At 67.1% G+C, this 25,399-nt stretch carries 23 protein-coding genes and 1 pseudogene; 10 read left to right on the top strand and 14 right to left on the bottom strand.

What is annotated here, in order from left to right; all coding sequences use genetic code 11:
* The first annotated feature begins 34 nt into the window (after positions 1-34).
* The 4 genes from CVV68_RS05045 to CVV68_RS05030 all read left to right on the top strand — a co-directional run bounded on the left by CVV68_RS05045 (position 35) and on the right by CVV68_RS05030 (position 2,562).
* The gene (locus tag CVV68_RS05045; protein WP_211320727.1) at positions 35-796 is read left to right on the top strand and encodes a class I SAM-dependent methyltransferase; all 762 of its coding nucleotides are present in this window, start codon (positions 35-37) and stop codon (positions 794-796) included.
* Positions 780-1,406, top strand: coding sequence for a class I SAM-dependent methyltransferase (locus CVV68_RS05040; protein ID WP_110499923.1), 627 nt, complete (start codon positions 780-782; stop codon positions 1,404-1,406). Before CVV68_RS05045 ends, CVV68_RS05040 begins: the two co-directional genes overlap by 17 nt.
* A gap of 92 nt (positions 1,407-1,498) precedes the next feature.
* On the top strand, positions 1,499-1,951 hold the full coding sequence (locus CVV68_RS05035; protein WP_110499922.1) for a MarR family winged helix-turn-helix transcriptional regulator: 453 nt from the start codon (positions 1,499-1,501) through the stop codon (positions 1,949-1,951).
* 41 nt (positions 1,952-1,992) lie between these two features.
* Complete coding sequence (locus CVV68_RS05030) at positions 1,993-2,562, top strand: cysteine hydrolase family protein (protein ID WP_110499921.1); 570 nt, start codon at positions 1,993-1,995, stop codon at positions 2,560-2,562.
* Here the strand turns inward: CVV68_RS05030 and CVV68_RS24140 are convergent.
* Complete coding sequence (locus tag CVV68_RS24140) at positions 2,543-2,767, bottom strand: hypothetical protein (protein ID WP_245933347.1); 225 nt, start codon at positions 2,765-2,767, stop codon at positions 2,543-2,545. The two genes, CVV68_RS05030 and CVV68_RS24140, sit on opposite strands and share 20 nt — an antisense overlap.
* Here CVV68_RS24140 and CVV68_RS24875 point away from each other — a divergent pair.
* Both CVV68_RS24875 and CVV68_RS24135 read left to right on the top strand, forming a co-directional pair.
* Positions 2,667-3,164 (top strand): annotated as a pseudogene (locus CVV68_RS24875) (MFS transporter); the annotation flags it as partial. The gene CVV68_RS24140 and the pseudogene CVV68_RS24875 overlap by 101 nt on opposite strands.
* Positions 3,165-3,177: 13 nt before the next feature.
* Positions 3,178-3,963 (top strand): MFS transporter, encoded by a 786-nt coding sequence (locus tag CVV68_RS24135; protein ID WP_245933346.1) that lies wholly within the window; start codon positions 3,178-3,180, stop codon positions 3,961-3,963.
* Between the two features lie 348 nt (positions 3,964-4,311).
* On the opposite strand, the gene CVV68_RS05020 is transcribed toward CVV68_RS24135, so the two are convergent.
* Together CVV68_RS05020 and CVV68_RS05015 are read right to left on the bottom strand one after the other, a co-directional pair.
* Positions 4,312-6,423: an HNH endonuclease signature motif containing protein gene (locus tag CVV68_RS05020; protein WP_110499920.1), complete on the bottom strand. Its 2,112-nt coding sequence runs from the start codon at positions 6,421-6,423 to the stop codon at positions 4,312-4,314.
* A gap of 491 nt (positions 6,424-6,914) precedes the next feature.
* The gene (locus CVV68_RS05015; protein ID WP_110499919.1) at positions 6,915-7,418 is read right to left on the bottom strand and encodes a GNAT family N-acetyltransferase; all 504 of its coding nucleotides are present in this window, start codon (positions 7,416-7,418) and stop codon (positions 6,915-6,917) included.
* 99 nt (positions 7,419-7,517) lie between these two features.
* Here CVV68_RS05015 and CVV68_RS05010 point away from each other — a divergent pair, with 99 nt between their 5' ends.
* Both CVV68_RS05010 and hrpA read left to right on the top strand, forming a co-directional pair.
* A complete protein-coding gene (locus CVV68_RS05010; RefSeq protein ID WP_146238826.1) occupies positions 7,518-8,531 on the top strand; it encodes a hypothetical protein in 1,014 nt (337 codons plus the stop codon).
* Between the two features lie 48 nt (positions 8,532-8,579).
* Complete coding sequence (hrpA, locus tag CVV68_RS05005; protein WP_110499917.1) at positions 8,580-12,581, top strand: ATP-dependent RNA helicase HrpA; 4,002 nt, start codon at positions 8,580-8,582, stop codon at positions 12,579-12,581.
* 96 nt (positions 12,582-12,677) lie between these two features.
* On the opposite strand, the gene CVV68_RS05000 is transcribed toward hrpA, so the two are convergent.
* The 4 genes from CVV68_RS05000 to CVV68_RS04985 all read right to left on the bottom strand — a co-directional run bounded on the left by CVV68_RS05000 (position 12,678) and on the right by CVV68_RS04985 (position 15,839).
* Positions 12,678-13,367 (bottom strand): nucleoside/nucleotide kinase family protein, encoded by a 690-nt coding sequence (locus tag CVV68_RS05000; protein WP_211320724.1) that lies wholly within the window; start codon positions 13,365-13,367, stop codon positions 12,678-12,680.
* A 142-nt stretch (positions 13,368-13,509) separates the two neighbouring features.
* Positions 13,510-13,938, bottom strand: coding sequence for an HIT family protein (locus tag CVV68_RS04995; protein ID WP_110499916.1), 429 nt, complete (start codon positions 13,936-13,938; stop codon positions 13,510-13,512).
* A 9-nt stretch (positions 13,939-13,947) separates the two neighbouring features.
* Entirely contained in the window at positions 13,948-14,997 is a 1,050-nt protein-coding gene (locus CVV68_RS04990; RefSeq protein WP_110499915.1) for an NAD(P)-dependent alcohol dehydrogenase, read from the bottom strand.
* A complete protein-coding gene (locus CVV68_RS04985; RefSeq protein ID WP_110499914.1) occupies positions 14,994-15,839 on the bottom strand; it encodes a sulfurtransferase in 846 nt (281 codons plus the stop codon). The genes CVV68_RS04990 and CVV68_RS04985 overlap by 4 nt, the downstream gene beginning before the upstream one ends.
* A 134-nt stretch (positions 15,840-15,973) precedes the next feature.
* On the opposite strand from CVV68_RS04985, the gene CVV68_RS04980 reads away from it, so the two are divergent.
* The gene (locus tag CVV68_RS04980; RefSeq protein WP_110500067.1) at positions 15,974-17,056 is read left to right on the top strand and encodes a PLP-dependent cysteine synthase family protein; all 1,083 of its coding nucleotides are present in this window, start codon (positions 15,974-15,976) and stop codon (positions 17,054-17,056) included.
* Between the two features lie 8 nt (positions 17,057-17,064).
* Here CVV68_RS04980 and CVV68_RS04975 read toward each other — a convergent pair whose 3' ends face one another.
* Positions 17,065-17,721 (bottom strand): MBL fold metallo-hydrolase, encoded by a 657-nt coding sequence (locus CVV68_RS04975; protein WP_110500066.1) that lies wholly within the window; start codon positions 17,719-17,721, stop codon positions 17,065-17,067.
* Between the two features lie 132 nt (positions 17,722-17,853).
* On the opposite strand from CVV68_RS04975, the gene CVV68_RS04970 reads away from it, so the two are divergent.
* Positions 17,854-18,261, top strand: coding sequence for a Fur family transcriptional regulator (locus CVV68_RS04970; RefSeq protein WP_110499913.1), 408 nt, complete (start codon positions 17,854-17,856; stop codon positions 18,259-18,261).
* A 283-nt stretch (positions 18,262-18,544) separates the two neighbouring features.
* Here CVV68_RS04970 and CVV68_RS04965 read toward each other — a convergent pair whose 3' ends face one another.
* From CVV68_RS04965 to CVV68_RS04940, 6 genes are all read right to left on the bottom strand, one after another.
* On the bottom strand, positions 18,545-19,957 hold the full coding sequence (locus CVV68_RS04965; RefSeq protein ID WP_110499912.1) for a lipase maturation factor family protein: 1,413 nt from the start codon (positions 19,955-19,957) through the stop codon (positions 18,545-18,547).
* Positions 19,958-20,037: 80 nt separating this feature from the next.
* Positions 20,038-20,922 (bottom strand): metal ABC transporter permease, encoded by an 885-nt coding sequence (locus CVV68_RS04960; protein WP_110499911.1) that lies wholly within the window; start codon positions 20,920-20,922, stop codon positions 20,038-20,040.
* Entirely contained in the window at positions 20,919-21,794 is an 876-nt protein-coding gene (locus CVV68_RS04955; protein WP_110499910.1) for a metal ABC transporter ATP-binding protein, read from the bottom strand. Before CVV68_RS04955 ends, CVV68_RS04960 begins: the two co-directional genes overlap by 4 nt.
* Positions 21,791-22,723 (bottom strand): metal ABC transporter solute-binding protein, Zn/Mn family, encoded by a 933-nt coding sequence (locus CVV68_RS04950; protein WP_110499909.1) that lies wholly within the window; start codon positions 22,721-22,723, stop codon positions 21,791-21,793. The genes CVV68_RS04955 and CVV68_RS04950 overlap by 4 nt, the downstream gene beginning before the upstream one ends.
* 201 nt (positions 22,724-22,924) lie before the next feature.
* A complete protein-coding gene (locus tag CVV68_RS04945) occupies positions 22,925-23,983 on the bottom strand; it encodes a hemolysin family protein (RefSeq protein ID WP_110499908.1) in 1,059 nt (352 codons plus the stop codon).
* Positions 23,980-25,326 carry a hemolysin family protein gene (locus tag CVV68_RS04940; protein WP_110499907.1) on the bottom strand — a complete coding sequence of 449 codons (1,347 nt, stop codon included), beginning with the start codon at positions 25,324-25,326 and terminating at the stop codon, positions 23,980-23,982. The genes CVV68_RS04945 and CVV68_RS04940 overlap by 4 nt, the downstream gene beginning before the upstream one ends.
* Positions 25,327-25,399 lie beyond the last annotated feature (73 nt).

Genomic DNA, 25,399 nt, shown 5'->3' with positions numbered 1-25,399 from the left:
GCTGGAGCTGACCCGCCAATATACGCTGGGGACCATGAAACCGGCCCTCCACAACATGGCACGGCCTCCGTGGCCGGAACCTACAGTGTCGTGGCTCCTGGGATCGCCCGGCGCCGCCACCAGACTGCGGGTGCTTGACCTTGGCTCAGGCACCGGCAGTGGGACCCGCGCGGCAGCCGCCCTCGGGCACAGGGTTCTCGACGTGGACCCCTCGGCCGGCATGCTCTCCGTCCTGGAGGGCGAAAGCAAGCGGATGCCTGCCCACATTGGTGCCCGCATCACGTCCGCGATGGGAAGTGCGGAGCGCCTGCCATGTCCAGACCGGAGCGTCGACGCGCTCCTGTGCCTGCAGGCCTGGCAGTGGGTGTCACCACCGGAGGCAGCCCACGAATGCCTGCGGGTGTTGGTTCCCGGAGGTTCCCTGGCAATGGCCTGGCACACCTGGGACCGCTCGGTTCCGTGGGTTCGCGAAGTCGCCGCAATTGTTGATCAACCCGAACCGTCACTGTCCCACGGCGCCTCACTGCCCCGCGGCATTGCCGGCCTGGGCGGGTTTGAGCAGCGCGAATTCCGCCTCGACTTCGAGCTCACCGTTGACCGGCTGGTGCAACTGGCCGATTCCTGGACGTACGTGCGCCGGCGGCCGGACCGGGCCGCGGTGCTGGAACGGATTCGATCGCTGGGCAATCGGCAGGCGGGCGGAACGGGACGCCTCACCTTCCCGCACCTCACCGAGTGCTATCGTGCACTCAAGCTTTTCGAGTCCCAAAGGAGCCACCATGAGCCACCAATTTGACGAGAGCTACTGGAACGGCCGATACGGCAAGCACGGGAACATTTGGAGCGGGAAACCGAACCCGCAGCTGGTGGCCGAGGCGTCCGGGCTGCTTCCGGGCCGGGCTTTGGACGTGGGCTGCGGCGAAGGGGCCGACGCCGTCTGGCTGGCCGGGCGCGGGTGGCGGGTCACCGGCGTCGACATCTCCAGCGTTGCCCTCGAGCGGGCTGCCGGACACGCAGCCGGTCTTAAACCACCCGGCTCCATCGCATGGGAGCACCATGACCTTCTCTCCTGGACTCCCCCGGTGGCTTCCTTCGAACTGGTGTCGGCACAGTTCATGCACGTGCCGCGCGAAGACAGGGAGCCGCTGTTTGCGCGGCTGGCCGCCGCCGTCGCACCCGGTGGGACGCTGCTGGTGGTGGGGCACGCGCCGTCGGACGTTGATTCCGGCGCCCACCGGCCGCACGGCGCGGAACTGTTCTTCACTGCCGTGGAGGTGGCCGCGGCGCTCGATGCGTCCCTGTGGGAGGTCCTGCTGACAGGGTCCCGGCCCCGGCGCGCCACCGGCCACGGCGGCGAAACAGTCACCATCCACGACGAAATCATGCGTGCTGTCCGGCTGCACTGACGCGGCTGTTGTTCGCGGACGACGGCGGCGCCTGCGTCTAATATACCAAGGAACCTTTGCAGTTTGCCTTGGTATCAGCTAGCGTTCACCCCATGAGCACTGCATCCCCTTTGCCGGGGAAAAGCCGAACAGCCGCCGTGGCAACCGAACTGCGGACAGTCATCGGCACCCTCCGCCGGCGCATGAACCAGGGGCGGAGCCCGGGCGACTTCACGCCGTCCCAAATTGCCGTCCTGGTCCGGTTGCAAAACGACGGACCAGCCACCGTCACCAGCCTGGCCAGGGCCGAGGGCGTACGCCCGCAATCCATGGGTGCCACTGTTTCCGTCCTCGACGCAGCGGGCCTCATTGGCGGCTCACCGGACCCCACCGACCGACGGCAGACCATCCTGTCCCTGACCGACTTTGCCAGGGAGAGTTTCAACACCCTGCGCGCCGCCAAGGAAAGCTGGCTGGTCCGCGCCATCGAGACCGAGCTGACCCCCGCCGAGCAGGAGCAGCTGGCGGCCGGCGTCGCACTGCTGACCCGCCTCGCCAATTCATAGCCTCAAGACCGTACATTAAGCACCGTTCATAGAAGCCTTTCGTGGCAGTAACAACCCTTGACCCCCAGACCGCACTCATCGTCGTCGACCTGCAAAATGCCATCGTCGCCCTCCCCGTGGCGCATCCAGTGGACGCCGTCGTGAAGAACGCCGCAGACCTCGCCGCTGCCTTCCGAAGCCGCGGGCTCCCCGTGGTCCTGGTCCGGGTGGACGGCCGTGCTCCCGGCCGGAACGAGCAGGCGCCCCGTCCCGCCTCCGGGCAACAAGCCGGCGCGGCGGAGCTGGTGCCGGAATTGAACCAGAAGCCGGGCGACCACGTGGTGGTCAAGCGAGCCTGGGGGGGGGCATTTACCAACACCGGGCTCGCCGAGCACTTGACGGCACTCGGTGTCACACAGGTGGTGCTGGCCGGAGTCGCGACGAGCGTTGGCGTGGAGTCAACCGCCCGGCAGGCCCATGAGCTTGGCTTCGATGTCACGCTGGCTGTGGACGACATGACGGATATGAGCGCGGACGCCCACAACAACAGCGTCGCCCGCATCTTCCCCCGCCTCGGCGAGACCGGTACCAGTGGGGAGATTTTGGATCTCATCACTGCCTCCGGGGACTGATGGCGGGCGCCATCGCTGAGTCACCGGCGCGAAGCAAGCCATTCGGCTGGCGGTTCATCTCCCCGCTGCTGCTGGGCTCCACGCTGAACCCGATCAACAGCTCCATGATCGCCACAGGCCTGGTGGGGATCGGTGTCGACTTCCACAGCGGCCCGGGCACTACGGCCAGCCGAATTTCCGTGTTGTACCTGTGCAGCGCGGTCATGCAACCCACCATGGGCAAGCTCTCCACCCTGTTCGGTCCCCGACGCGTCTTTTTGGCCGGAACCTTGATTTTGTTCACCGGCGGCGTTGTCCGCGCGGCCGCTCCGGCGTTTGGATACCTGCTGCTGTCGCGGGCGCTCATTGGCGTCGGCACTTCCGCGGCATATCCGACAGCGATGGCCTTGGTCCGGCAGCGCGCGGACACGGCTGGCATTGGGGTTCCGAGTCGTATTCTGGGGAACTTCTCCATCGCCGCCCAGGTGACAGTGGTGTTTGGACTGTCGCTCGGAGGCGTGTTGGCCGGTGCGTTTGGCCGGCGGGCGCTGTTCATGGTCAACGTCCCCCTCGCGTTGGCGACTTTTGTGCTCACGCTGCTTGGCGTCGCCAAGGACGGCCAGTCCCCCAGCCGCGATGCCAAGGGTTTGCTGGCTGGCCGTCGACATCCCCGGCATCGTCCTCTTCGCCGGCACTGTTACTGGCCTGCTGGTATTCCTGTCGGGCCTGGCATCGCCACGATGGTGGCTCGCCGGCATCGCGCTGGTCCTTGGTGCGACACTCATTATCTGGGAACGGCATGCCCACCAGCCGCTCATCGACGTCCGCATGCTGGGGCGCAACCGGCCGTTGCAGCGTACCTACGTTCGCCAGCTGATCGTGGGGTTGGGCACCTACACGGCGTTGTACGGAACCAGCCAGTGGATGGAGCAAAGCGCAGGGCTGGGACCGTCCGTAGTAGGGCTCGTGCTGCTTCCACTGTCGGGGGTGAGCATCGTGATAGCGCGGGTGGTCTCGGCCAGGGGCTGGGTGCGGATCCCGCTGGCCCTTGCCGGCGCAGCCCTGATCCTGACCGCCGTCATGATGATGGCGATTACCCATGATTCCGGCATTCCGGTGATCGTCGGCATGACACTTCTGTTTGGCTTCTGCAATGGCTTCAGCGGCTTCGCCAACCAGGCAGCCCTTTATGTTCAAACTTCCTCCGGCGATATCGCCGTCGCTTCCGGGCTGTTCAGGACCTTCAGCTACATCGGCGCCATCTTTTCGGCGAGCCTGATCAGCCTCACCTTTGGCCAGGCTGCCAGGGACAGCGGCTTCCACACACTCGCCTGGGTGATCGGCGGCATCGGCATCGCTGTCCTGCTGCTGACCGTCCTGGATAAAAGCATCCCTTCCATAGCGAACGCCGGAGCTACCTGAGGAACCACAGCCACGGCCCACTGAGACGCATGGGTGGCGGAATCAAGTTGAACCTCGACAGACAAATCCGTGCCTCGAAGGCGCTTTCGACAGCGGTGAGCCTCGATCCGGATGTCCCCGTCCGCAGGATCCTTCCATGCGCCAAGGGTGAATCGGCCTTGTTTCGGCGGTCGAAGCTGCGGAGTACGGGGCGTCATCGGCAGGGTCCAGGACTTCACACTGCCTGGATGTCATCAACTGTCCTTTCAGCCTCCAGGGAAGTCGGCATTGTCTGAGCCTTCCGAATCGTCTGGGTCGTCCCATTCCGGGGGAAGTCGGCATTGTCTGAGCCTTCAGCATTTCAGGCCTTCAGCATCGTCTGGTTTGGTTTCGTCGAGGGCGTTGGTGGCGGGTGGGCCCGGGCAGAGGTGGCGCGGTGGTGATGTAGCGGTGGCCGGTGGGGGTGGTGATGGTGGTTTGTGGCAGGGCTTCGCCGGGGTTCGTGCCATTGGCGGGTTCTGATTTCCAGCCGGGGGCTTCCTTGTCCTGGTTGCACGCGGTGCATAGGCCCTGGCCGTTGGTGGTGGTGGTGGCGCCGCCGGCGGCCCAGGACTTGATGTGGTCGTATTGGCGGATCGGAGCGTCGCAGTAGGGTGTGGCGCAGCGCTGGTATTGCAGGCGCAGGAATTCCTTCAGTCCCGCGGGGAAGAGCCGGGCGCGTGAGTCCATGGCCAGCAGGGCTCCGCTGTCGGGATGGGTGAACAGGCGCTTGAGCCACACTTGCGGTGAGAAGCGTCCTGTGGAACCCGCCGGACCCTCCGGACCAATGGGATCAGCAGGATCCGCCGGGTCACTGGCGCCGCTGTTTGTTCCGGTGTTCGTGCCCGCACTGGTGTCGGGGCTGGCTGTCTCGGGACCCAGGACCAGGGTGCGCGCCTCGGGCGCCGGGATGGGTTCATGCCCCACGAGAATGGCGGGATCGTTGGCGCCGTCGAAGAGGGCCCGGTCGGTCATGACGAGTTCGAGCATGATGGACGGTTCGGTGACTGTGGTGCACAGCCCGGCGCCACGGGGCGGTGGTGCGGCCCAGCCGGGCTGGCCGAACCCGCCGGTCCCGGCGTCCCGGTCCAACCCGGGGCCGCCAGTTTGGGAGTCGCTGCCTGCCTCGGGCGAACCGACCGGCCCCAGGCCTGCGCCAGGCGAACCGACCGGCCCCAGGCCTGCGCCAGGCGAACCGACCGGCCCCAGGCCGCCTGCCTGGTGCGTGGCTGCCTGGCCCGCGCCTGCCGGGTTTGGGTCCTTTGGCGCCGGGCCGCGGTGATCGCCGACAGTGCCGGCGCCCTGGTCGCAGGGGGCGTGGCGGGTCAGCCGGTGAATGAGGGCATCGGCCATGAGCTGGCCCTTCCCGCGCGGGTCGCCGCCTGCCTTGGCGGTATCGACAACCTGGGTGAGGGTGTTGTAGATGGCCACGCCTTGCTTGAGCGGGATCAGGGCGCTGAGCAGGGTCATCCCGTACGCGGCCGGGCGCAATGAGACATGCCGGTCAGTGACTGCCTTCTCCCGGCGCTTGGTGAACACCTCGGGCTCGAGCCGGTACGCAGCATTGCGGGCGGCCGCGGCGAGTTCCCGGGACCCCATGGCGGCGAGCTTATCGTGGTCGGCGCTGATGAGCGCATCAATTTCCGCCCGGTGCCCTGCGGAGAGGAAAACGGTCTCGGTGGCCACGATCCTTGCCCTGTCCTCGCCGATCACCCCGGCCGTGATCGCATTCATGGTGTGTGGCAGTTCCCGGACCAGGACGGCGGCCAGTTCTGTGTGCTGGCGGCCGCGATGGGCAGATTCGTGCCGCGCGAGCCCGATCTGCAGGGCCACGCCCATGCCCAGTTTGGCCTTGGGCAGCCCGGCCCTGGCCTGCGCCAGGCGCTGCTGGGCCGCAAAGAGCGTTTCAGCCTGGACCTGCACGGCCGTCAACGCGTTCTTGGCCTCCTCCAGTCGGGCCACCACGTCCACCAGTGCCGCCCCGTAGACCTGGTCGACGACACCCTGGTCAAAGCCCGCCCCGGTGGCCCTCCCACCGAACGCGGTGACCACCTCGGTGGCGGCCCCGGCGAGCTGTCCGGCCCGGGTGGCCGCGGCCCGGCACGCGGAGGCGTGGCGGGCCTGCTGGTCCAGATACGCCACGGACCGGCTCTCCCGCACACCCCGCTCCACGAGCCCGGAGGCCTCAGCGGACCGCTCACGGGCTGTCGCGGCAAGCTGGTGGGCCAGGGCCGCATCCAACTGCGCCAACACCATCGGATCAAAAAATCCGCCGCACAATCCCACCAACACCCCCGCTGCCGCCACCACCGAAGCAGCACCGTCCCGGCCGCCAGCAGCGCCTGCCGGGACAAAGGTGGCTTGAGGCTTCGCCGGGACAAGGATGGCAGGGGCATCAGAGGCGCCAGTGGGATTCTCACCGTGCCATTCCGGTGCTGCCATCGCGCCCACCCCCTGCCGTTGAACCCCGGTTTCCTACTGCCCCAAAGTGGGAACTTTGTACGGAAACCATTAGCTTCTCTGCTACGTCTATTCTAAAAGAAGGGACTGACAAACAAACCGCAAACAGCCAATCGAGGGCCGGCCCGCCAACAACCTCCCGACCGGCACCCCCTGTGCAGGAACAAACGGGGCAACAATGCCATTTCAAGCCACCATCCCACGCATCTGGTGCCATGGCTCGTGATCGAAACCAGCCGCGGATAGGTTGGCGGTAGCAGCACCCTCGAGCAGGCCAGTCCACGGTGAGGCAGACCGCAAGGAAGGCTGCATCGACGTTGCCGCTGTGCAGGAAGGAAAATGGTCATTCGCGGGCAACACCACCCCCGGGCTCCAGCGTCAAACACGCACACGCCGCGCCCACTACCCGCCCCGTCCCGCCGGCCTCAGCGTAGGGACCCGGCCTCCGCGTGTTCAGCCTGAACTCGACAGGACTAGAAAACGAGCTTGAACCCAACGTGGGACGAAACGAATCCGAGCCGCTCATAGAAGCGGTGCGCGTCCTTCCTCGACACGTCCGACGTCAGCTGCACCAGGGCCGCACCCCGGCGCCGCCCCTCGTCAACGGCCCACCCCATCATGGCGGAGCCAAGCCCGTTGCCGCGCAGCGCCCCGTCAACCCTGACGGCCTCGATCTGCAAGCGCAGCGCCCCGGAACGGGCGAGCCCGGGAATGAACGTGAGCTGCATGGTCGCCACGACCGCGCCCTCAGAGTCATCCGCCACGCACAGCAGCTGGGCCGGGTCGGCGTCGATCGCGTAAAAGGCGGCCAGGTACGGGGCCCGGCGCTCCGGGGCGAACGACTCCCCCGCGGCCCGCAACTGGTCACGGGCGATGAGATCAACGATGCCGGCGACGTCGGACTCGGCGGCCCTGCGCAGCCGGAAGTCACTCCCTCCAACGGACAGGGTTACAAGGGTTTCCTGTGGCGGTCTCATGCCTCAATCCTTTCACGCCGTTCGGACCCGCCCGATGCCCGGATTGGGCGGCAGGTGCCGCTGCATGCGTGAATGGAGCTGTACACGAAAGGCCTGCCCATGAACCGCCTCCTTGTCCCGCTCCTAATCGCCGTCCTGGCCGCGCTTGCCGTGTCCGCGGCCGCCCGCTGGGTGCCGCGCAGAGGTGCCGCCCGGGCAATCACGTCCGGTTCAACGGCGGCGCCGACCCGCCAGGCCGAGGACAGGGCGATGGGTGCAGCACGGGTGCGGGACACTGCAGCCGTGGTTTTCGCCGCCGCCATGTTTCTAATCCTGTTCCGGCCGTCCGTCGCGCTCAGCGGCACGGTCGGTTTTGCCCTTGCCCTCAACCTCGGCCTGGCGGCGAGCGCCGGACTGCTGATGTTCTCCGCCCTGCCGCCAGCGAGGACGGCGCCGCCCCGGGGTCGGGACCGGGCCGCATCCGTCGCGGGAACGGCCGGCGGCCCACGGGCCCCTGGCCCCACCAACGCGCCGCAGCGCATCTCCCGCCGGGGGGCCGCCATTTTGCCCGGGGCCGCGGCACTCGCTTTCATTGCGTTTCTGGTGGCGACGGGGCTGGCCTCCTCAGCGGACGACGGCGGCCACCACCGGGTGCTGTTCGTCTCGGCCCCGGGCACCATGGTGGAGGCGCAGTTTCCGGGCTGGTTTTACGGCGTCCCGCTGATGCTGGTGGCCGTGGCGCTGGCCGGGTCCACGTACGCGGCCCTGTACCGCATCGCTTCCGCCCCGGCGCTGCCCGACCCCCGGATGGCGGGCCTGGACCGGCGTTGGCGGGAGATTTCCGCAACGGCCACAGTCCGCTTCGGCCTCGGCGCGCTGCTGTCCTATTTCGGGGCTGCGGCGCTGCTGGCGGGCGGCCCCGTGGCCGCGGCTGCGAACGCCGCCACCCCGGACGGGGCCGGTCCGTTGCAGCCCCTTTTTGCCCTGGGCGTGGCAAGTGCCGGTGCGGGGGCCGCACTGGCGGTGGCCGGCGTCGTGCTTCTGGTTCTGGCGGCCAGGGCGGCCCTGACCATCCGCACCGCCGTGCGGGCACCGGGACGCGGGCCTGGTGCCGGGCCGGCGGTCTTGCCGTGACCCCCGAACGGGACGCCCCGGCAATAACCGCATAAACTGGGTGGCACCATGACTTTGACTATCACCTACCCCGCCGCGCTTCCCGTCTCGGAACGCCGCGAGGATCTCATGGCCGCCATCGCCGCCAACCAGGTCACCATTATCGCCGGCGAGACGGGATCGGGAAAGACCACCCAGATCCCGAAAATGTGCGTGGAACTGGGCCTGGCCGAGAAGGGGTTGATTGGCCACACGCAGCCCCGCCGCCTTGCCGCGCGCACCGTCGCCGAGCGCATCGCCAGCGAGCTCGACGTTGAAATCGGTGCGGAGGTCGGCTTCCAGGTCCGCTTCACCGGCCACGTTGGCCCGCAAACCAAGATCAAGATCATGACCGACGGCATCCTGCTGGCGGAAATCCAGCGCGACCGCCTGCTGCGCAAATACTCGGTCATCATCATCGACGAGGCGCACGAGCGATCCCTCAACATCGACTTCATCCTCGGCTACCTGCGCCAGATCCTGCCCCAGCGCCCGGATTTGAAGGTCATCATCACCTCGGCCACGATCGACCCCCAGCGCTTCGCCGAGCACTTCGCCTCCGCCGATGGCCCCGCACCCATCATGGAGGTCTCCGGGCGCACCTTCCCCGTGGAAATCCGCTACCGCCCACTCAGCGGCCCGCTATCCGGGGCGGACGACGACGACTCCGGGACGGGTGCCGACCGCCACCTTGACGGCGGCAACAGCGAGGAGGACCGGGATCCGCTGGACGCCGTCTGTGACGCCGTGGACGAGCTTTCCCGCGAAGCCCCCGGGGACGTCCTGGTCTTCTTCTCCGGCGAGCGGGAAATCCGCGACGCTGCCGATGCACTGGCAGGGCGGATTAAGACCAAGCCGCGGCTGCGCGACGTCCAGATCCTGCCGTTGTTTGCCCGGCTGTCGCTGGCCGAGCAGCACGCGGTGTTCACGCCCGGCCCGCGCCGGCGGATTGTGCTGGCCACCAACGTCGCCGAAACCTCGCTGACCGTGCCCGGCATCAAGTACGTCATTGACACCGGCACTGCCCGCATCTCCCGGTACTCGCACCGGACCAAGGTCCAGCGCCTGCCCATTGAACGCATTTCCCAGGCCTCGGCGAACCAGCGCTCGGGCCGTTGCGGCCGTGTCTCGGACGGCATCTGCATCCGGTTGTACTCCGAGGAGGACTTCGACGCCCGCAGCGAGTTCACCGACCCTGAAATCCTGCGCACCAACCTGGCAGCCGTCATCCTCCAGATGACTGCCATGGGTGTGGCCAAGGGGCCCAAGGACGTGGAGAAGTTCCCGTTCGTGCAGCCCCCGGACTCCCGGGCCATTACCGACGGCGTGACACTGCTGCGCGAACTGGGTGCGGTGAACGCCCAAGGCGGGATCACCGGCGTCGGACGCCAACTCTCCCAGCTCCCGGTGGATCCGAGGCTGGGCCGGATGATCGTGGAGGCCGCGAAACGCGGTGTGGCCGCTGAAGTCATGGTGCTCGCGGCCGCCCTGACCATCCAGGACCCGCGCGAGCGGCCGACCGACAAGCAGCAGCTCGCCACCGAAAAACACAAGCGCTTCGTGGATGCGAACTCCGACTTCACCGGTTTCCTTAACCTCTGGCGGTATATCAAGGAAAAGCAGGGCGAGCTGTCCTCGAGCGCGTTCCGGCGCCTGTGCAAGGCGGAATTCATCAACTATTTGCGCGTGCGCGAGTGGCAGGATTTATTCACGCAGCTCAAGCAGATGGCGAAGCCGCTGGGCATCAAGGTGTCCGGCAACGACATAGACCCGGTGGCAAACCACGACGCCATCCACATGAGCCTGCTGACCGGGCTGCTGAGCCACATCGGCCTCTACGACCAGCGCAAGCGGGAGTATGCCGGGGCGCGCGGGACGAAGTTCATGGTGTTTCCGGGCTCGGCGCTGTTCAAGAAGTCGCCCGACTGGGTCATGGCCGCCGAACTCGTGGAAACCTCCCGGCTGTGGGCGCGCGTGGCTGCCAAGTTCGATCCCCTGTGGGCCGAGCAGGTGGCGCCGGAACTCGTGAAGCGCTCCTACAGCGAGCCGCACTGGTCCAAGAAAATGGGGTCCGTCATGGCGCACGAGAAGGTCACCCTGTACGGGGTGCCGATCGTGCCGGACCGCCGCGTCCACTACGGCCGGATCGACCCGGAACTCAGCCGCGAGATGTTCATCCAGCATGCGCTCGTGGAGGGCGACTGGCACACGAACCACAAGTTCTTCCACCGCAACCAGGCCCTGCTGGCCGAGGTGGAGGAACTGGAAACACGCATGCGTCGGCGCGACCTGCGCGTGGACGACGAGGCGCTCTTTGAGTTTTACGACGGGCGAGTGGGGTCCGAGGTGGTCTCCGAACGGCACTTTGACAAGTGGTGGAAGGACGCCAGGCACGATAACCCGGCACTGCTGGACTTTGACACGCACGTGGTCATGGCCGAAGAGCCCGAGCTTGACGAGACCGCGTTCCCGAAGATCTGGACCGAGGGCGAATTTGAGCTGCCCCTGTCCTACGAATTCCATCCCACCGCTCCGGGCTCTGTTCCCAACCCGTCCGACGGCGTGACGGTGCAGGTGCCGCTGCTGTTCCTTAACCAGCTGCACGAGGCCCCGTTCCGCTGGCAGATCCCCGGGCTGCGCGCCGAGCTGGTGACGGCCCTGATCAAGTCGCTGCCCAAGTCGGTGCGCAAGAACTTCATCCCCGCCCCCGACATGGGTCGGCAGGCAGCGGCCGCGCTGGCCGCTGACTTCAACCCCTCCGCCGACCCCCTGGAACCGTCACTGGAGCTGGCCCTGCGCCGGCTCAGGGGCCACGTCATCCCACCGGGCTCCTGGAACTGGGACGCCGTGCCCTCGCACCTGCGCATGACGTTCCAGGTCGTGGACAAGGACGGGCGCATCCTGGAGGAGGGGCAGGACCTGGCCGGGCTGCAGGCGCAGCTGGCCGGCGCCACCCGGCGCGCCATCGCCGAACAGCTCGGTGCCACGCCGAAGACGACACAGGCCGGGCGCGCCCCGCTCGGCACGCACGCTGCCGGGACCACGGCGCCGGGTGCGCCAACGGCGACAGGCGGAGGTCCGTCGTCGAACATCCCGGGCCGATCCGTGAGCCCACGTGACGGGTCCCTCGGGGCCGTAGGCCCAGAAGCTGACACCGTGGGGATCCGGGAACGCTCCGGCCTGACGGCGTGGAGTGTGGGCACGGTCCCGCGCGAGGTCAGGCGGCTCGTTTCCGGCCACACCGTCACCGGCTATCCCGCACTGGTGGACGAGGGCGCCACGGCAGGCGTCCGCATCTTCCAGCGCCAGGATGTGCAGGAATCCGCCATGCGCGGTGGCGTCATCCGGCTCCTGGCACTGCGCGTCCCGTCGCCGGACAGGTACGTGCTGGACCACCTGAGCAACACGGAGAAGCTGACGTTCAGCCAGAACCCGCACGGCAGCGTGGCGGAGCTGATTGCGGACTGCACCCTGGCCACAATCGACAAGCTCACCCCGGCGGAACTGCCCTGGAACGAGAAGGACTTCAACGCCCTGTATGAGGTGGTCAGGGCGGAACTTTTCGACTCGGTATTCTCGGTGACCGCCGTCGTCGAACGCGTCCTGGCGTCCAAGCTGCGCATCGACAAGGCGCTGCGGGCCAGCAACAGCCTGCCGCTGATCAGCGCCCTCAACGACGTCAGGCAGCAGCTCGAGCTGCTGGTCTACCCCGGCTTTGTGGCGAAGACCGGCTTTGCCCAGTTGAGTCAGCTCCCGCGCTATCTGGCCGCGATTGAGCGCCGGCTGGAGAAGCTGCCGTCCAATGTGGCCCGGGACGGCCAGTCGATGGCCGCCGTCCAGCGCCTGGAGGACGAATACGACGACGCCGTGGCGGCACTGCTGCCGTCGCAGCGATCCACCGGGGGGCTGGAGCACGTGCGCTGGATGCTTGAGGAACTGCGCGTAAGCTTGTTTGCGGTGGAGCTGGGGACGGCGTATTCGGTCTCGGAAAAGCGGGTCCGCGCGGCGCTGGCCAAGGCCCTGGCAGGGTAGGCGCCGCCCCCATCGAACGCTCCCTCAGTTTCGGGGCCGTATTGACGAACGCTCCCTCTCCTGCTGAGGGATCGTCTGCTCTTAATGCCCCGAAACTTAGGGAGCATCGGTGGGTAGGTGAACGTTGCCCTGGTTTGGCATCAAACGCGGGGCGGCCGGATCCGTGTTGTCAACTACCTGCGTGGCGCGCAGCCACGGGCTGGCGTCGGCGAAGTACAACCGCTGCCCTTGAACGTAACGGCCCATGTCCGGGTGTTCAGGGTCTGCCGGGGTTCCATCACGCAGGGCCATGCGCCGGGCTGTTTCAGCGAACGGCACGTCAAGGAACACGGAATAGTCCCACCGCGGAGCCAGTTCGTCGCGGTGCAAAAACATGCCCTCCACAATGCAGAGGGTGCCACTGCCGGCCTGCACGCGGGGAAAATCCAAGGGCACGTTCAGGCGGTGGTCGGAGGCTGCGGCGCGGTATGCGCCGTCGCCCTGCGGGCCGAACGGCACGAGGACGTCGCGTTCCAGGGCTGCGTAATCGTAGCTGTCGAGCCAGAAGCCCTCCGGCGAGTCGCGCCCGCGCCGGTGCCGGACGGCCCGCAAGTTGAGGAAGTCGTCGGCGTGGATGAGAACCACCGGGTGTCCGAGGGCAGCCAAGGCCACCGCGTAGGCCGCCGCGAACGTCGTCTTGCCGCTCCCGTCAACACCGTCCACGGCCACGAGGGTGAACCCCGGGCCGCTGGCCGGTGTCTCAGCGGCCAAGGCTCCGATCAATTCGTCGCGGGCATTCGAAGACACATGCCCTCCCTCGTCTCAACTGATGACGCTCCCGCTGCTCCGGGGCACTTTCCACCAACGCTCCCGCAGCATTGTCGGCCCGGATGCCGACGGGTAAGGGAGCGTCCCCAAAAACACCCCCGAAAGTGAGGGAGCGTCGGTTTCAGGAGTCAGGGACGAACTCGCCGTGGCCGGCGTCGCGCAGGGCTGCCCGGAGTTTTTCGGCATTCGCGTCCATCGCGGCAGGGTCCGGGTTGTTGTCCACGGTGCCGAAGTCGAAGTTCGCCAGGCTGTACGCCGGGAAGACGTGCACATGCAGGTGTTCCACCTCAAAGCCGGCGATGGTCAGCCCGGCCCGCGGCGCTCCAAAGGCGGACACCTGGGCCTGGCCGATGAGTTGCGCCACGGCCATCAGCTTGGTGACCAGCTCCGGCGCCGCGTCCGTCCACTTGTCCACTTCCAGGCGCGGCACCACCAGCGCGTGCCCGTCCGTGAGTGGCCCGATGGTGAGGAAGGAGACGCAGTCGTCATCCTTCCAAATGAAGCGGCCGGGGATGTCACCGTTGATGATCTTCGTGAACAGGGTGCTCAAGGGATGCTCCTAAAGGGTCGAGTTGTCCAGCACAAACCGGTACTTGACGTCGCCGGCCACCATGCGGTCGTAAGCCTCATCCAGCCCAGCTGCGGTGACCATTTCAATGTCGGAGACAATGCCATGCTCGGCGCAGAAATCCAGCATTTCCTGGGTCTCGGCGATCCCGCCAATCAGCGATCCACCATAGGCCAGGCGCTTGCGGATCAGCAGTCCGGGCTCCACCGGCGGCATCTTCGCCGGGGGCAGGCCCAGCTGGATCAGGGCACCGTCCCGGGCCAGCGTGCGCAGGTACTGGTTGATGTCGTGGACGGCCGCCACCGTGTCGATAATGGCGTTCAGCGTGCCCTTGGCGCCGGCCATCTGTGCGGGGTCGGAGGAGACCACCACGGAGTCCGCGCCCAATTCAAATGCCGCGGAAGCCTTGGACGGGGAGGTGGTGAAGACAGTGACGGTGGCGCCGAGCGCCTTGGCGATCTTGACGGCCACGTGGCCCAGGCCGCCGAGCCCGACCACGCCCACGGCGTCGCCGTCCTGAACGTCCAGGTAGCGCAGCGGCGAGTATGTGGTGATGCCGGCACACAGCAGCGGTGCAACGCCGGCAGGGTCCAGCCCGGAGGGCACCTTCAGCACGTAATTCTCATCCACCACAATCGAGGACGAGTAGCCGCCCTGCGTAATGGCGCCGCCGTTGCGTCGGTCGGCCACGCCGTACGTGCCGGTGTTGCCGTTCTCGCAGTACTGCTCAAAGCCTTCCAGGCAGGAGTCGCATTCGCGGCACGAGTCCACCATGCAGCCCACGCCCGCGGTGTCCCCCACCGAAAAGCCGACCACGCCGGCGCCCACGCGGGTGACGGTGCCGACAATTTCGTGGCCCGGGACCAGCGGGTACTTGGCCGGTCCCCATTCGGAGCGGATGGTGTGGACGTCCGAGTGGCACAGCCCGCAAAAGTCGATGGCGATCTCAACGTCGCCGGGGCCCGGTTCCCGGCGTTCGATGGTGCCGGGGTGAAGTCCGGACGTGGCGGAGGTGGCCGCGTATGCTTTTGCTTGCGTCATGCCCCAACCCTATCGCCGTTGGGTCCCGTCGCCACCGGCATCCCGGGGCGGTTTGACCACGCGGACCAGGACCCCGGGTACAGCGCCGCCGTGAATCCGGCAATCTCCAGGGCCGCGATCTGGTGGGCGGCCGTCACGCCGGAACCGCAATACACGGCCACCTCCGAGCCCTTCCGCACGCCCAGCGCCGCAAACCTGGCCCTCAACTCTCCCGCCGGCAGGAACGTCCCGCCCGGCGCCAGGTTCTCCGTGGTAGGCGCGCTCACGGCGCCGGGGATGTGCCCGGCACGCGGGTCCACCGGCTCCGTTTCCCCACGGAACCGCTCCCCCGCACGGGCGTCCAGGAGGATGCCCGCCCACGCGCCGGCCCCGTCGGTGTCCACGGTGTCCCTTGCCCCGAAACGGACGACGGCGTCACCGGCCTCCGCTTCGACCTCGCCCTGGGCGAGCGGAAGGTTGGCAGCGCGCCAGGCCGCCAGTCCGCCGTCGAGCAGGAAGACGTTGTCAATGCCGGCATGGCCCAGGAGCCACCACGCACGGGCAGCGGCCGCGGCACCGGAATCGTCGTACGCCACCACCGTGTCCCCGGCCTTGATGCCCCAGCGGCGCACGGCCGCCTGAAAATCAGCGCCGGCGGGAAGCGGGTGGCGGCCGTCACGCGGTTCCCCCCGGCCGGAGAGCTCGGTGGCAAGGTCAACAAAGACGGCGCCGGGAAGGTGGCCCGCAAGGTAATGGTCATGGCCGTGCGGGTCGCCCAGGACCCAGCGCACATCCAACAGCACGGTGCGCCGGCCGGCGGTCAGCCGCTCGTTGAGGGTGGCGGCGCTCATCAGGACGGGCATGTGTGCTCCTTTGCAATACAACGCTAAAAAATCAGGTGGTGCATTTCAAATCTAGTCCCGGGCTGCCCATCCTTCGCAAACTTCGCGCCCTTCACGGCGCAGGACAGTGCATGGCGTCGCGTTACGCTGGCTTCATGACGACTGAGCAAGCGGCGCAACGGGCCTGGACGCACCAGGCGATGCAAAAGGTTCAGGCGGAGAACAACCGCAGCGCGGACACGCACCTGTACAAGGTCGAGCTGCCGCCGAACTGGGGCGTGGACCTGTATGTGAAGGACGAATCCTGCCATCGCACCGGCAGCCTGAAGCACCGCCTGGCCCGCTCGCTGTTCCTGTTTGCGCTGGTCAACGGCTGGATTCACGAAGGCACCACGGTGGTGGAGGCCAGTTCGGGCAGCACCGCCGTCTCCGAGGCCTATTTTGCACAGCTGCTGGGACTGGACTTTGTGGCGGTCATGACCCGCGGCACCAGTCCGGAAAAGATTGCGCTTATTGAGAGTTTCGGCGGCCGCTGCCACTTTGTCGACCAGGCCGGTGAGGTCTATTCGGCAGCTGCTGCCATCGCCGCCGAAACCAGCGGGCACTACATGGATCAGTTCACCTACGCCGAGCGGGCCACCGACTGGCGCGGCAACAACAACATTGCCGAATCCATCTTCAGCCAGATCTCCCACGAACGCTTCCCTGAACCGTCGTGGGTGGTGGTGGGCGCCGGCACGGGAGGGACCTCGGCCACCATCGGCCGCTACATCCGCTACCACGGACACACCGCCCGGCTGGCCGTCGTCGACCCGGAAGGCTCCGCGTTTTACCCGGCCTGGAAGTCCGGTGACCTGTCCGTGGTGACAGGGACGTCCTCCCGCATCGAGGGGATCGGCCGCCCGCGGGTGGAACCGAGCTTTGTGCCCGGCGTCATCGATGCCATGGCCCAGGTCCCGGACGCCGCCTCGGTGGCCGCCATGATGCACTTTGGAGAACTCACCGGGCTCCACGCCGGCCCCTCCACGGGCACCAATCTGTGGGGCGTGTGGCCGCTGGTGGCCAGGATGCTGGCCGAGGGCGAACAGGGCAGCATCGTCACGCTTATGTGCGACGGCGGCGAGCGGTATGCGGGCAGCTACAACAGCCCCGCATGGCTGGCCGAAAAGGGCTTGGATCCGGAACCACACCTGGCCACCATCCGGGAGTTCTTCGCGACGGGGGTGTGGGCCGGCTAGGCCAGGGGCTAAAGCTCCACTGACTCGCCGGCGGCAAGATGCCGGAATTGCGTGCCGTGCTCGGCGCCCACGCGGGCGATGTGGGACTCGGTGAAGGCCAAGCCGGTCTCGTTGAGCAGGCCGTCGTGGATCTGAAACGCCTTGGCTGCCCGCACGGAGACCACAAAGTCCACTACTTCGGCGACCTTCGACCAGGGTGCGTGGACGGGGGCCAGGAGCGTGCCCACCTGAACCCCGGCCGGAACGATCAGGGAGTCACCTGGGTGGTAGACGGCGTCGTCCACCAGATAGCCGACGTTGGCAACCACCGGGATCGACGGGTGGATCAGGGCGTGCTGGCCGCCAAAGCAGCGGATGGTGAAGCCGGCGGCCGTGAAGGTGTCACCGGCAGCGGCGTCGTAGACCTGCCCGGCCGCGTCCGGCGCGGCGGCGCGCAGGGCGTCCGCCACGACGGCCGGGGCGTGGAGGGGCAGTCCGGGGTTGGCAGCCAGCGCGGCAAGGACGGCGTCCTGGTCGATGTGGTCGGCGTGCTCGTGGGTGATCAGGATGGCGTCGGCACCAGCCAGCGCCACATCGGTTTCGGAGAAGACGCCGGGGTCGATCACCAGCACCGCGCCATTCTTTTCAAGCCGGACACAGGCATGGGTGTATTTGGTCATCAGCATGGTGCCAGCATATGCCGGTGGCGGAACCGGGCCAAGGGCGCCGTGCCCGGCCGGCAACTCCTCAGCCCGGTGCGATAGTCTGGTTTATTGAGCGAAAAGCAAGTGAAACGTAAGTGAAAGCAGGTTGGCAGGATGTCGGAAGTGCCGGTGAAGGAGCAGCGCGTCACCAAGCAGCGCCTGGCCATCAGCGCCGCGCTGGATGGCCTGGAGGACTTTGTCAGCACGCAGGAACTGCACCGCCTGCTGTATGAGCGGGACGTGCGGGTATCGTTGGCCACCACGTACAGGATATTGGCCTCCATGGCGGAGGAGGGCCTGGTGGACACCCTGCGCAACGGCGAGGGCGAATCCGTGTACCGCCGGTGTTCCGCCACGAGCCACCACCACCACCTGCTGTGCCGCAGCTGCGGCAAGACCGTGGAGGTTGAGGCTCCGGCCGTGGAAAGCTGGGCGGCCCGGATCGCTGCGGAAAACGGCTTCACCCAGGTCCAGCACACCGTGGAGATCTACGGCCTGTGCCCGGAGTGCGGGGCCGCCTGAGCCGCCACAATTGTGCGCGGGATTGTGCGCAAGCCCCGCCATCGGCCCGACGTATAAGAAACCCCGCCGTAGTTTATGCGCAGAGCGGCAGCGCGAACGCTGCGCAGCTTGTCCACTGGCGCAGTTCCCGCCGCCGACACGGCGCATAATATAAGTGTCCGGTGAACATGCACACACCCGGGCCGAAAACTGACCCATAAGGAAAGTACGCGCTCACCATGCGCACCCCCGGGGCGCGAACCCGCGCATAGTGACAAAACCGTCGGGCCGGGGGCCGAAAAGCTTATTGGCCGCGGCTCATTGGCGGAACAAAGTCGCCCAGCGGCTCACGCACCCACCAGTCACCGGAGTCCCGCCGCTCCCGCCACGTGCTGTACCGGTAGCTGAAAATGCGAGCCCGGACCCAGGCCGGCGGCTGGCCGTTGAACGGATCGCGGCGGAGCAGGCGCAAGGTTGCCGGATCGGCGTCGAGCAGCTTGTTCAGGAACGGCACAAACCAGTTCAGCCCGGGTGAGCCGAGGGCGAGGAACCACATGAGCCAGTCGAGCCGCAGGTGGTACGGGGCAAACTGCCGCGGCCTGCGCCCCGGCTCCCCCGGCTTGCCGCGAAAGCCGTATTCACGCCAGTCGCCGGCCTCCGGGTCCCCGGCCGTCCCTTCAACCACCACCTCGTACCTTTCCCGGGTGATTGAGCCAAACGCGCCGTAGGCATTGGCCAGCCGCCACCGGTTGAAGCTGCCGTTCATGACTTGGCTGCGCGAGAACAGGTTCCGCAGCGGCCACCAGCTGAGCACCGCCACCAGAATCCCCATCGCCAGCACGACGACGGCGAACCAGGCCGGCATTCCCGTCCCACCTTGCTCCGGGGGCCAGTGGGCGGCCACGCCGGAGAAGGCTGCCACAATGGTGATGGCATTGAGCCACGCAAAGTTGCCGGACATGACCAGCCAGCACTGGGTCACGATGATGATGGCGGCCGCCACCGTGGCTGTCGGCTGCGGCGCAAACAGGAAGAACGGGACCACCAGCTGCACGAAGTGGTTGCCCAGCACCTCGGCCCTGTGCAGCGGTTTGGGCAGGTGGTGGAACCACCAGCTGAGCGGGTTCGGCATGGGCTGGGTCTCGTGGTGGTAGTACAGGGCGGTGAGGTCCCGCCATACAGGGTCGCCGCGCAGCTTGATCAGGCCGGCACCAAACTCCAGCCGGAACACCAGCCAGCGGAAGGCGAAAATGGTGATGGCCGGCGTCGTGGTCTGGTCGGAGCCCAGGAAGGCGGCTAGAAAGCCGGCCTCCAGCAGCAGGATTTCCCATCCGAAACCGTAAAACACCTGGCCCACGTTGACGATCGACATGTAAAGCAGCCACATGGCCAGGAAGGCGGCCATGGGCACCCAGGCGGGGCCGCGCTGCGGGAGCCCGGCCACCACGGCCAGCCCCACCACGACGCCGGTCCAGGCCACGGAGCGCAACAGCCGGTCGGTGTAACGCCATGCAAACAGTGTGGGCCCCGGCGGGCGAACCACGCGGGCCAGGTAGCGCGGCACGGGCAGCAGTCCGTGTTCGCCCAGCAGCGCCGGGAACTGCAGTGCACTGGAGACGAAGGCGATCACGAAGATGGCAGCGATGCCGCGCTGGAGCACAAACCGCGCCAGCCCGAAGTCCGCAGAAGCAAACCAGTCCATGCCAAACCAGTCCATGAACCAACGCTAGCCCCATAGTTCTGCGCATGGTTAAGCCCCAAGTGTGCGCCACTTCGCAAGTGGCGCAGCGCGGGGTGCTACGCGTGCGCAGAAATGGAAGCGGCCCGCGCCGTCCAGCCCCGCCGGCGCCGCCACCCGCCCACCAGGCGGCAAACCACGTAAATGACAAAGGACAGAGTGGTCACGTACGGCGAAATCGGGATCCGCCCGCCCAGTGCCAGCATGATCCCGCCCACCGTGGACACGACGGCAAAGGCGACGCTCAGCGCTACCACCATCCGTGGCGCCGCCGTCACCTGCAGGGCCGCGGCCGCCGGGGTGATGAGCAGGGCCAGCACCAACAGCGCACCCACCACCTGGATGGACAGCGCCACGGAGATGCCCAGCAGAAACATGAACGCCAGCGAAAGCGTGCGCACCGGAATGCCGCGCGCGTCCGCTATGTCCGGGTCCACGCTGGCAAACGTCAGCGGGCGCCAAATCACAACCAGCCCCGCAATGACCACCAGGGCCGTCACGGCCAATGCGGAGAGCTGGGTGGAATCCACCGAGACGATCTGCCCGGTCAGCAAGCCAAACTTGTTCGCCGCCCGCCCCTGGTACAGCGAGAGAAACAGGATGCCCAGGCCCAGCCCGAACGGCATGATGACGCCAATCACCGAATTCTTCTCCCGCGCCCGCACCCCCATGGCGCCCAGCAGCAGCGCGGCCAGCACAGAGCCCACCAGCGAACCGCCAATGACGTCGGCACCGACCAGCAGGGCAAAGGATGCCCCGGCAAAGGAAAGTTCCGCGATCCCGTGGACGGCAAACGCCAGGTCCCGCATCATGACGAAGGTGCCGATCAGCCCGCCCACCAGGCCCAGGATGGCGCCGGCCAGCAGGGAGTCGCGGAACAGCGGCAGCAGTTCCGCGTAGTCGGTGAAGTTAAACACCGCGCTGGTGAAGTCCGCCCAGCTCATGCGCCCTCCGCCAAGTCGTCCGCAGGCCATCCGTCCGGCAGTCCCTCCGGGTGGCCGTCGATCACGGCCTCGGGCATGCCCACCACCACAATCCGCCCCTTGCTGTGCAACACCTCAACGTGGGTGCCGTACAGCCTTGAAAGGACTTTGGTGGTCATGACCTCCGCCGGCGTCCCGACAGTGAACCGGCCGCCAGCCAGGTAGAGCACCCGGTCCACATGCTCCAGGATCGGGTTGATCTCATGGGTAACAAAAACGACGGCGGTCCCGTTACCCTTGGCCTGCTGGCCCACCAGCGCGCTGACGGCCTTCTGGTGGTTGAGGTCCAGTGAGAGCAGCGGTTCGTCGCACAGCAGCACCTTGGGGTTGGGCGCCAGGGCCTGGGCTATGCGCAGCCGCTGCTGCTCGCCGCCTGAGAGCATGCCAACGGGAATCCTGGCATACTGCGTGGCACCCACCTGCGCCAGAAGCTCGTCGACGCGGTGGCGGTAGGCCCGCCCGCGGAGCCTGATGCCCCATTTGTGCCCGTCGACGCCAAGGCCCACCAGGTCCCGGGCCCGCAGGGGGGTGTCCGGGGGAAAATGTTTCTGCTGGGGGACGTAGCCAATGCTGCGGTGACCGCGCCGGGCGGGTTCGCCGTCGAACGTCAGGGACCCGGAACTCAGGGGGGCCATCCCCAGCAGCACCTTCAGGAAACTGGTCTTGCCGCTGCCGTTGGCACCCAACACGGCGAGGAATTCGCCGGGGGCAATGTCCAGGTTGAGCCCGTCCCAGAGCAGCCGGTTCCCGTAGCCTAGCTTGGCGTCCCGCAGGCTGACGGCGGGCCTCCCGGCGGGATCCGCGGCCGGGCGCGTCGGGACGGAAGGGCTCACTTGGCGGTGGCCTTGGTCTGCTCCAGTGCCTTGGCCAGGTTCGCGGTGTTGGTGCCCATCCAGCCCAGGTAGCTGTCGCCGGCGGGCAGGGTCTCGGCGAAGTCCACCACGGGAACGCCTGCCGCCTGGGCCGCCTTTTTGACCTCCAGGGTCTGCGGGCCCTCGGTTTGCGCATTGTAGGCCAGCAGGTCCACAGTTCCTGATTTCATGAGTGCCACAGTATCGCGAAGCACCGTGGTGGGGACGTCGGAGCCGTTTTCAATGGCCGTGCTGAATTCCGCCGGCGTTTTGTTCACCAGCCCGGCCTCCTGCAGCAGGTAGAGCGGCACTGGCTCGGTGATCGCCGCCGTGGACCCGGGGTAGGCGGCCTTCAGCGCCGACAGCTTGTCCTCAACGCCGCCCACCCCCTGCTTGAACGTGGCGGCGTTCGCTGCGAACGCGGATGCATTGGCCGGGTCAACAGCGGTGAACCGCTTGGCCAGCTCGTCCGCCAGACGATCCATGGTGGGCAGCGAGTACCAGACGTGCTCGTTGAAGTCAGCACCCGTGTCCAGGCCAGACAGCCCGGTGACGGTGACCACCTTGGCCGGGTCCAGGATGCCGCTGGCCAGCTGGCCGAAGAAGTCGTCGTAGCCGCCGCCGTTTTCAATGCCGACGGCGGCCTTGGAGACGGCCAGCTTGTCCTGGGCGGTGGCCTCGTAGGAGTGCGGATCGGCGTCGGCCCGGTCAATGATGGAATGCACCTGAACCGCGTCGCCGCCGATCGCCTCCGCGATGCTGCCGTACACATTGGTGGAGGCCACCACCGGGATCTTTCCGCCGTCCGAGGGGGTTCCCGTGGATGCGTTGGATCCGCCCCCGCACGCGCCCAGCGCCAGCGTGGCGGCCACGGCAAGTCCGAGGGTCAGGGTCGTGCGGCGCAGGTGCATGCGAAGGTCCTCCAGGGATGCTAATGAGAATAATTACCAATAAGACTTACATCAGCATAGTCCCCATCTGCCGGACCGGAAAATCGCTGGCGCGATTTGCCGGTCACCTGGCAGTCGTGGGCCCACCCATCTGCCGGACCGGAAAATCGCTGGCGCGATTTGCCGGTCATCTAGCGGGCACGGTCCCATCCACCGTTCGCATCAAGCCCTGCGGCGCTCGTGGATCTGAGTCTGGGTTGCATCGCGGATCTCGCCCACCAACTGCTCAATGACGTCCTCGAGGAACAGCACGCCCCTGGTTTCCCCGTCCGGGGAAATCACGCGCGCCACGTGGGAGCCCGTCCGCTGCATGATGGCCAGCGCGTCCTCAATCTCCTCGTCCATGGCCAGGTTGACCATGGACCGGACGCGGGCCTCGCCAATGGGCATTTCGTAGCGGGCCACCGGGATGGGCAGGACGTCCTTCAGGTGCAGGTACCCGAGGAGGTTGCCGGCGTCGTCGACAAAGACGAACCGGGAGAAGCCGGTCTTGCCCACCTTGTGCTCAAAGTCCACGGGGGTGGCCGAGACCGGCAGGGTCACCACCTGATCCAGCGGCACCATGATGCCCTGGGCCGTTTGGGTGGAGAATTCCAGTGCGCCGTTGATCAGCCCGGTTTGGTCGTTCATCAGGCCGCTGCGGGTGGATTCGGCCACAATGGACTGCACCTCCTCCAGGGTGAAGGAGGAGGATACCTCGTCCTGCGGCACAATGCGGAACAACCGCACAATGTGGTTGGCGCTCCAGTTCAGTGCCACGATCACCGGCCGGACCGCCTTGCCGATGAAGACCAGCGGCGGGGCCAGCAGCAGCGCCGCCTTGTCCGCGGCCGAAACGCTCATGTTCTTGGGCACCATCTCGCCAAAGGTCACGTGCAGGAACGTCACCAACAGCAGCGCCACCACAAACGCCACGGGCCCGGAAATGCCGTCGTCAATGCCCAGCGCATGCAGCGGGACGGAGAGCAGGTGGTGGATGGAGGGTTCCGCCACGTTGAGGATCAGCAGCGAGCACACCGTGATGCCCAGCTGCGAACAGGCCAGCATGAGAGAGACATTTTCCATGGCACCGAGCGTGACCTTGGCCCGTTTGGACCCGGCGTCCGCCAGCGGCTCAATCTGGCTGCGGCGTGCGGACATGATGGCAAATTCCGCCGCCACAAAGAAGGCGTTGCCCAGCAGCAGCACCACCAGCCAGGCAATTCCCGCCCACGCGCTCATCGGCGGCCACCGCCCTTCGGGTCTTCCCCGGTCGCCCCGGTTTCGGGCGCAGGCGCCGGGATGAAGCAGATCCTGTCAATGCGGTGGCGTTCCAGCCGGTCCACCACCAGGGTGCCTCCCTCGACGGGCACGGTGTCCCCGGCCACGGCAAGCCGGCCCAGTTCCGCCATCATGAACCCACCCACGGTCTCGTAGCCGGCTTCATCGGGCACGTTGAGCGGGCCGATGCGTTCGGAGACTTCGTCGGGGCGCATGAGGCCGGGAAAGAACCAGTTGCCGTCGGCGCTTTGCAGGATGCCAGGCTTGGTCCTGTCGTGTTCGTCGGAGACCTCCCCGACAATCTCCTCCACCAGGTCCTCCAGTGTGGTGACGCCGGCGGTGCCGCCGTATTCGTCCTGGACCACGGCCATTTGCAGGTTGCCTTCACGCAGTTCCAGGATCAATGCATCGAGGTGGACGGTTTCGGGAACGCGCAGGACGTCGGTCATGATGGCGCCGGCCTCGATGTCGGGGCGCTTGCGGAAGGGGATGGAGACTGCCTTTTTCAGGTGGACCACGCCCAGGATGTTGTCCGGGGAGTCGCCGATGACGGGAAAGCGGGAATAGCCGGTGCGCCGGGCGGCGTCGATGATGTCCGCCACGGACTGCTCGGACTCGATGGTTTCCACGCGCATGCGCGGGGTCATGACATCGGCGGCCGTGCGTTCGCCAAAGCTGAGCGTGCGGGCCACAAAACGGGCCGTGCCTTCGTTCAGGGTGCCCATCGCGGCGGAGCGGCGCACCAGGGAAGCCAGCTCTGCCGGAGAGCGAGCGCCGGAGATTTCCTCCTTGGCCTCCAGGCCGAACAGGTGCAGGACCTTGTTGGAGAAGCCGTTGAGCACCAGGATGGCGGGCTTGAAGATGGCGGTGAACACCAGCTGGGGGCGGGCCACAGCCTTGCCTATCTCCAGGGACTTGGCGATGGCCATGTTTTTGGGCACCAGTTCGCCAATGAGCATGGAGAGCAGGGTGGCCACCACCATGGCCACGGTCAGCGCGATCGGTGCCGCGGCCGCCTCTGGTAAGCCCAAGGAGGCCAGCGGCACGGACAGCAGCGCACCGAGCGAGGGTTCCATGAGGAAACCGGTCAGCAGCGTGGTCAAGGTGATGCCGAGCTGGCAGCTGGAGAGCTGTGTTGAGAGTGACTTGAGGCAGCGAAGCAGCGGTTCGGCCGCTTTGTCGCCGCTGTCCACGGCACGCTGCACGGTGGACTGGTCCAGTGCCACGAGCGAAAATTCAACGGCCACAAAGAACCCTGTGCCGAGGATGAGCAGCAGGCCTGCTGCCAGGAGGAGCCACTCCATTAGAGGTCCCCCGTTTCAGCGTGGATGCTGCGGGGGCTGGCCGCCGGCGGAGGGTGGTCGGCGCCGGGGCCGG

Origin of the sequence: Arthrobacter livingstonensis, from assembly GCF_003219815.1 — a bacterium.
Taxonomy (GTDB): Bacteria; Actinomycetota; Actinomycetes; order Actinomycetales; family Micrococcaceae; genus Specibacter; species Specibacter livingstonensis.
This window is presented reverse-complemented; position numbering and strand designations above follow the sequence as displayed.

Coding starts and splice junctions, on each gene's coding strand:
- CVV68_RS05045 (WP_211320727.1), top strand. CDS start 35: ATGAAACCGGCCCTCCACAACATGGCACGGCCTCCGTGGCCGGAACCT.
- CVV68_RS05040 (WP_110499923.1), top strand. CDS start 780: ATGAGCCACCAATTTGACGAGAGCTACTGGAACGGCCGATACGGCAAG.
- CVV68_RS05035 (WP_110499922.1), top strand. CDS start 1,499: ATGAGCACTGCATCCCCTTTGCCGGGGAAAAGCCGAACAGCCGCCGTG.
- CVV68_RS24140 (WP_245933347.1), bottom strand. CDS start 2,767: ATGACCGCGCTGCACAGGTACAACACGGAAATTCGGCTGGCCGTAGTG.
- CVV68_RS24135 (WP_245933346.1), top strand. CDS start 3,178: ATGCCAAGGGTTTGCTGGCTGGCCGTCGACATCCCCGGCATCGTCCTC.
- CVV68_RS05020 (WP_110499920.1), bottom strand. CDS start 6,423: ATGGCAGCACCGGAATGGCACGGTGAGAATCCCACTGGCGCCTCTGAT.
- CVV68_RS05015 (WP_110499919.1), bottom strand. CDS start 7,418: ATGAGACCGCCACAGGAAACCCTTGTAACCCTGTCCGTTGGAGGGAGT.
- CVV68_RS05010 (WP_146238826.1), top strand. CDS start 7,518: ATGAACCGCCTCCTTGTCCCGCTCCTAATCGCCGTCCTGGCCGCGCTT.
- hrpA (WP_110499917.1), top strand. CDS start 8,580: ATGACTTTGACTATCACCTACCCCGCCGCGCTTCCCGTCTCGGAACGC.
- CVV68_RS04990 (WP_110499915.1), bottom strand. CDS start 14,997: ATGACGCAAGCAAAAGCATACGCGGCCACCTCCGCCACGTCCGGACTT.
- CVV68_RS04985 (WP_110499914.1), bottom strand. CDS start 15,839: ATGCCCGTCCTGATGAGCGCCGCCACCCTCAACGAGCGGCTGACCGCC.
- CVV68_RS04980 (WP_110500067.1), top strand. CDS start 15,974: ATGACGACTGAGCAAGCGGCGCAACGGGCCTGGACGCACCAGGCGATG.
- CVV68_RS04975 (WP_110500066.1), bottom strand. CDS start 17,721: ATGCTGATGACCAAATACACCCATGCCTGTGTCCGGCTTGAAAAGAAT.
- CVV68_RS04970 (WP_110499913.1), top strand. CDS start 17,854: ATGTCGGAAGTGCCGGTGAAGGAGCAGCGCGTCACCAAGCAGCGCCTG.
- CVV68_RS04965 (WP_110499912.1), bottom strand. CDS start 19,957: ATGGACTGGTTTGGCATGGACTGGTTTGCTTCTGCGGACTTCGGGCTG.
- CVV68_RS04960 (WP_110499911.1), bottom strand. CDS start 20,922: ATGAGCTGGGCGGACTTCACCAGCGCGGTGTTTAACTTCACCGACTAC.
- CVV68_RS04950 (WP_110499909.1), bottom strand. CDS start 22,723: ATGCACCTGCGCCGCACGACCCTGACCCTCGGACTTGCCGTGGCCGCC.
- CVV68_RS04945 (WP_110499908.1), bottom strand. CDS start 23,983: ATGAGCGCGTGGGCGGGAATTGCCTGGCTGGTGGTGCTGCTGCTGGGC.
- CVV68_RS04940 (WP_110499907.1), bottom strand. CDS start 25,326: ATGGAGTGGCTCCTCCTGGCAGCAGGCCTGCTGCTCATCCTCGGCACA.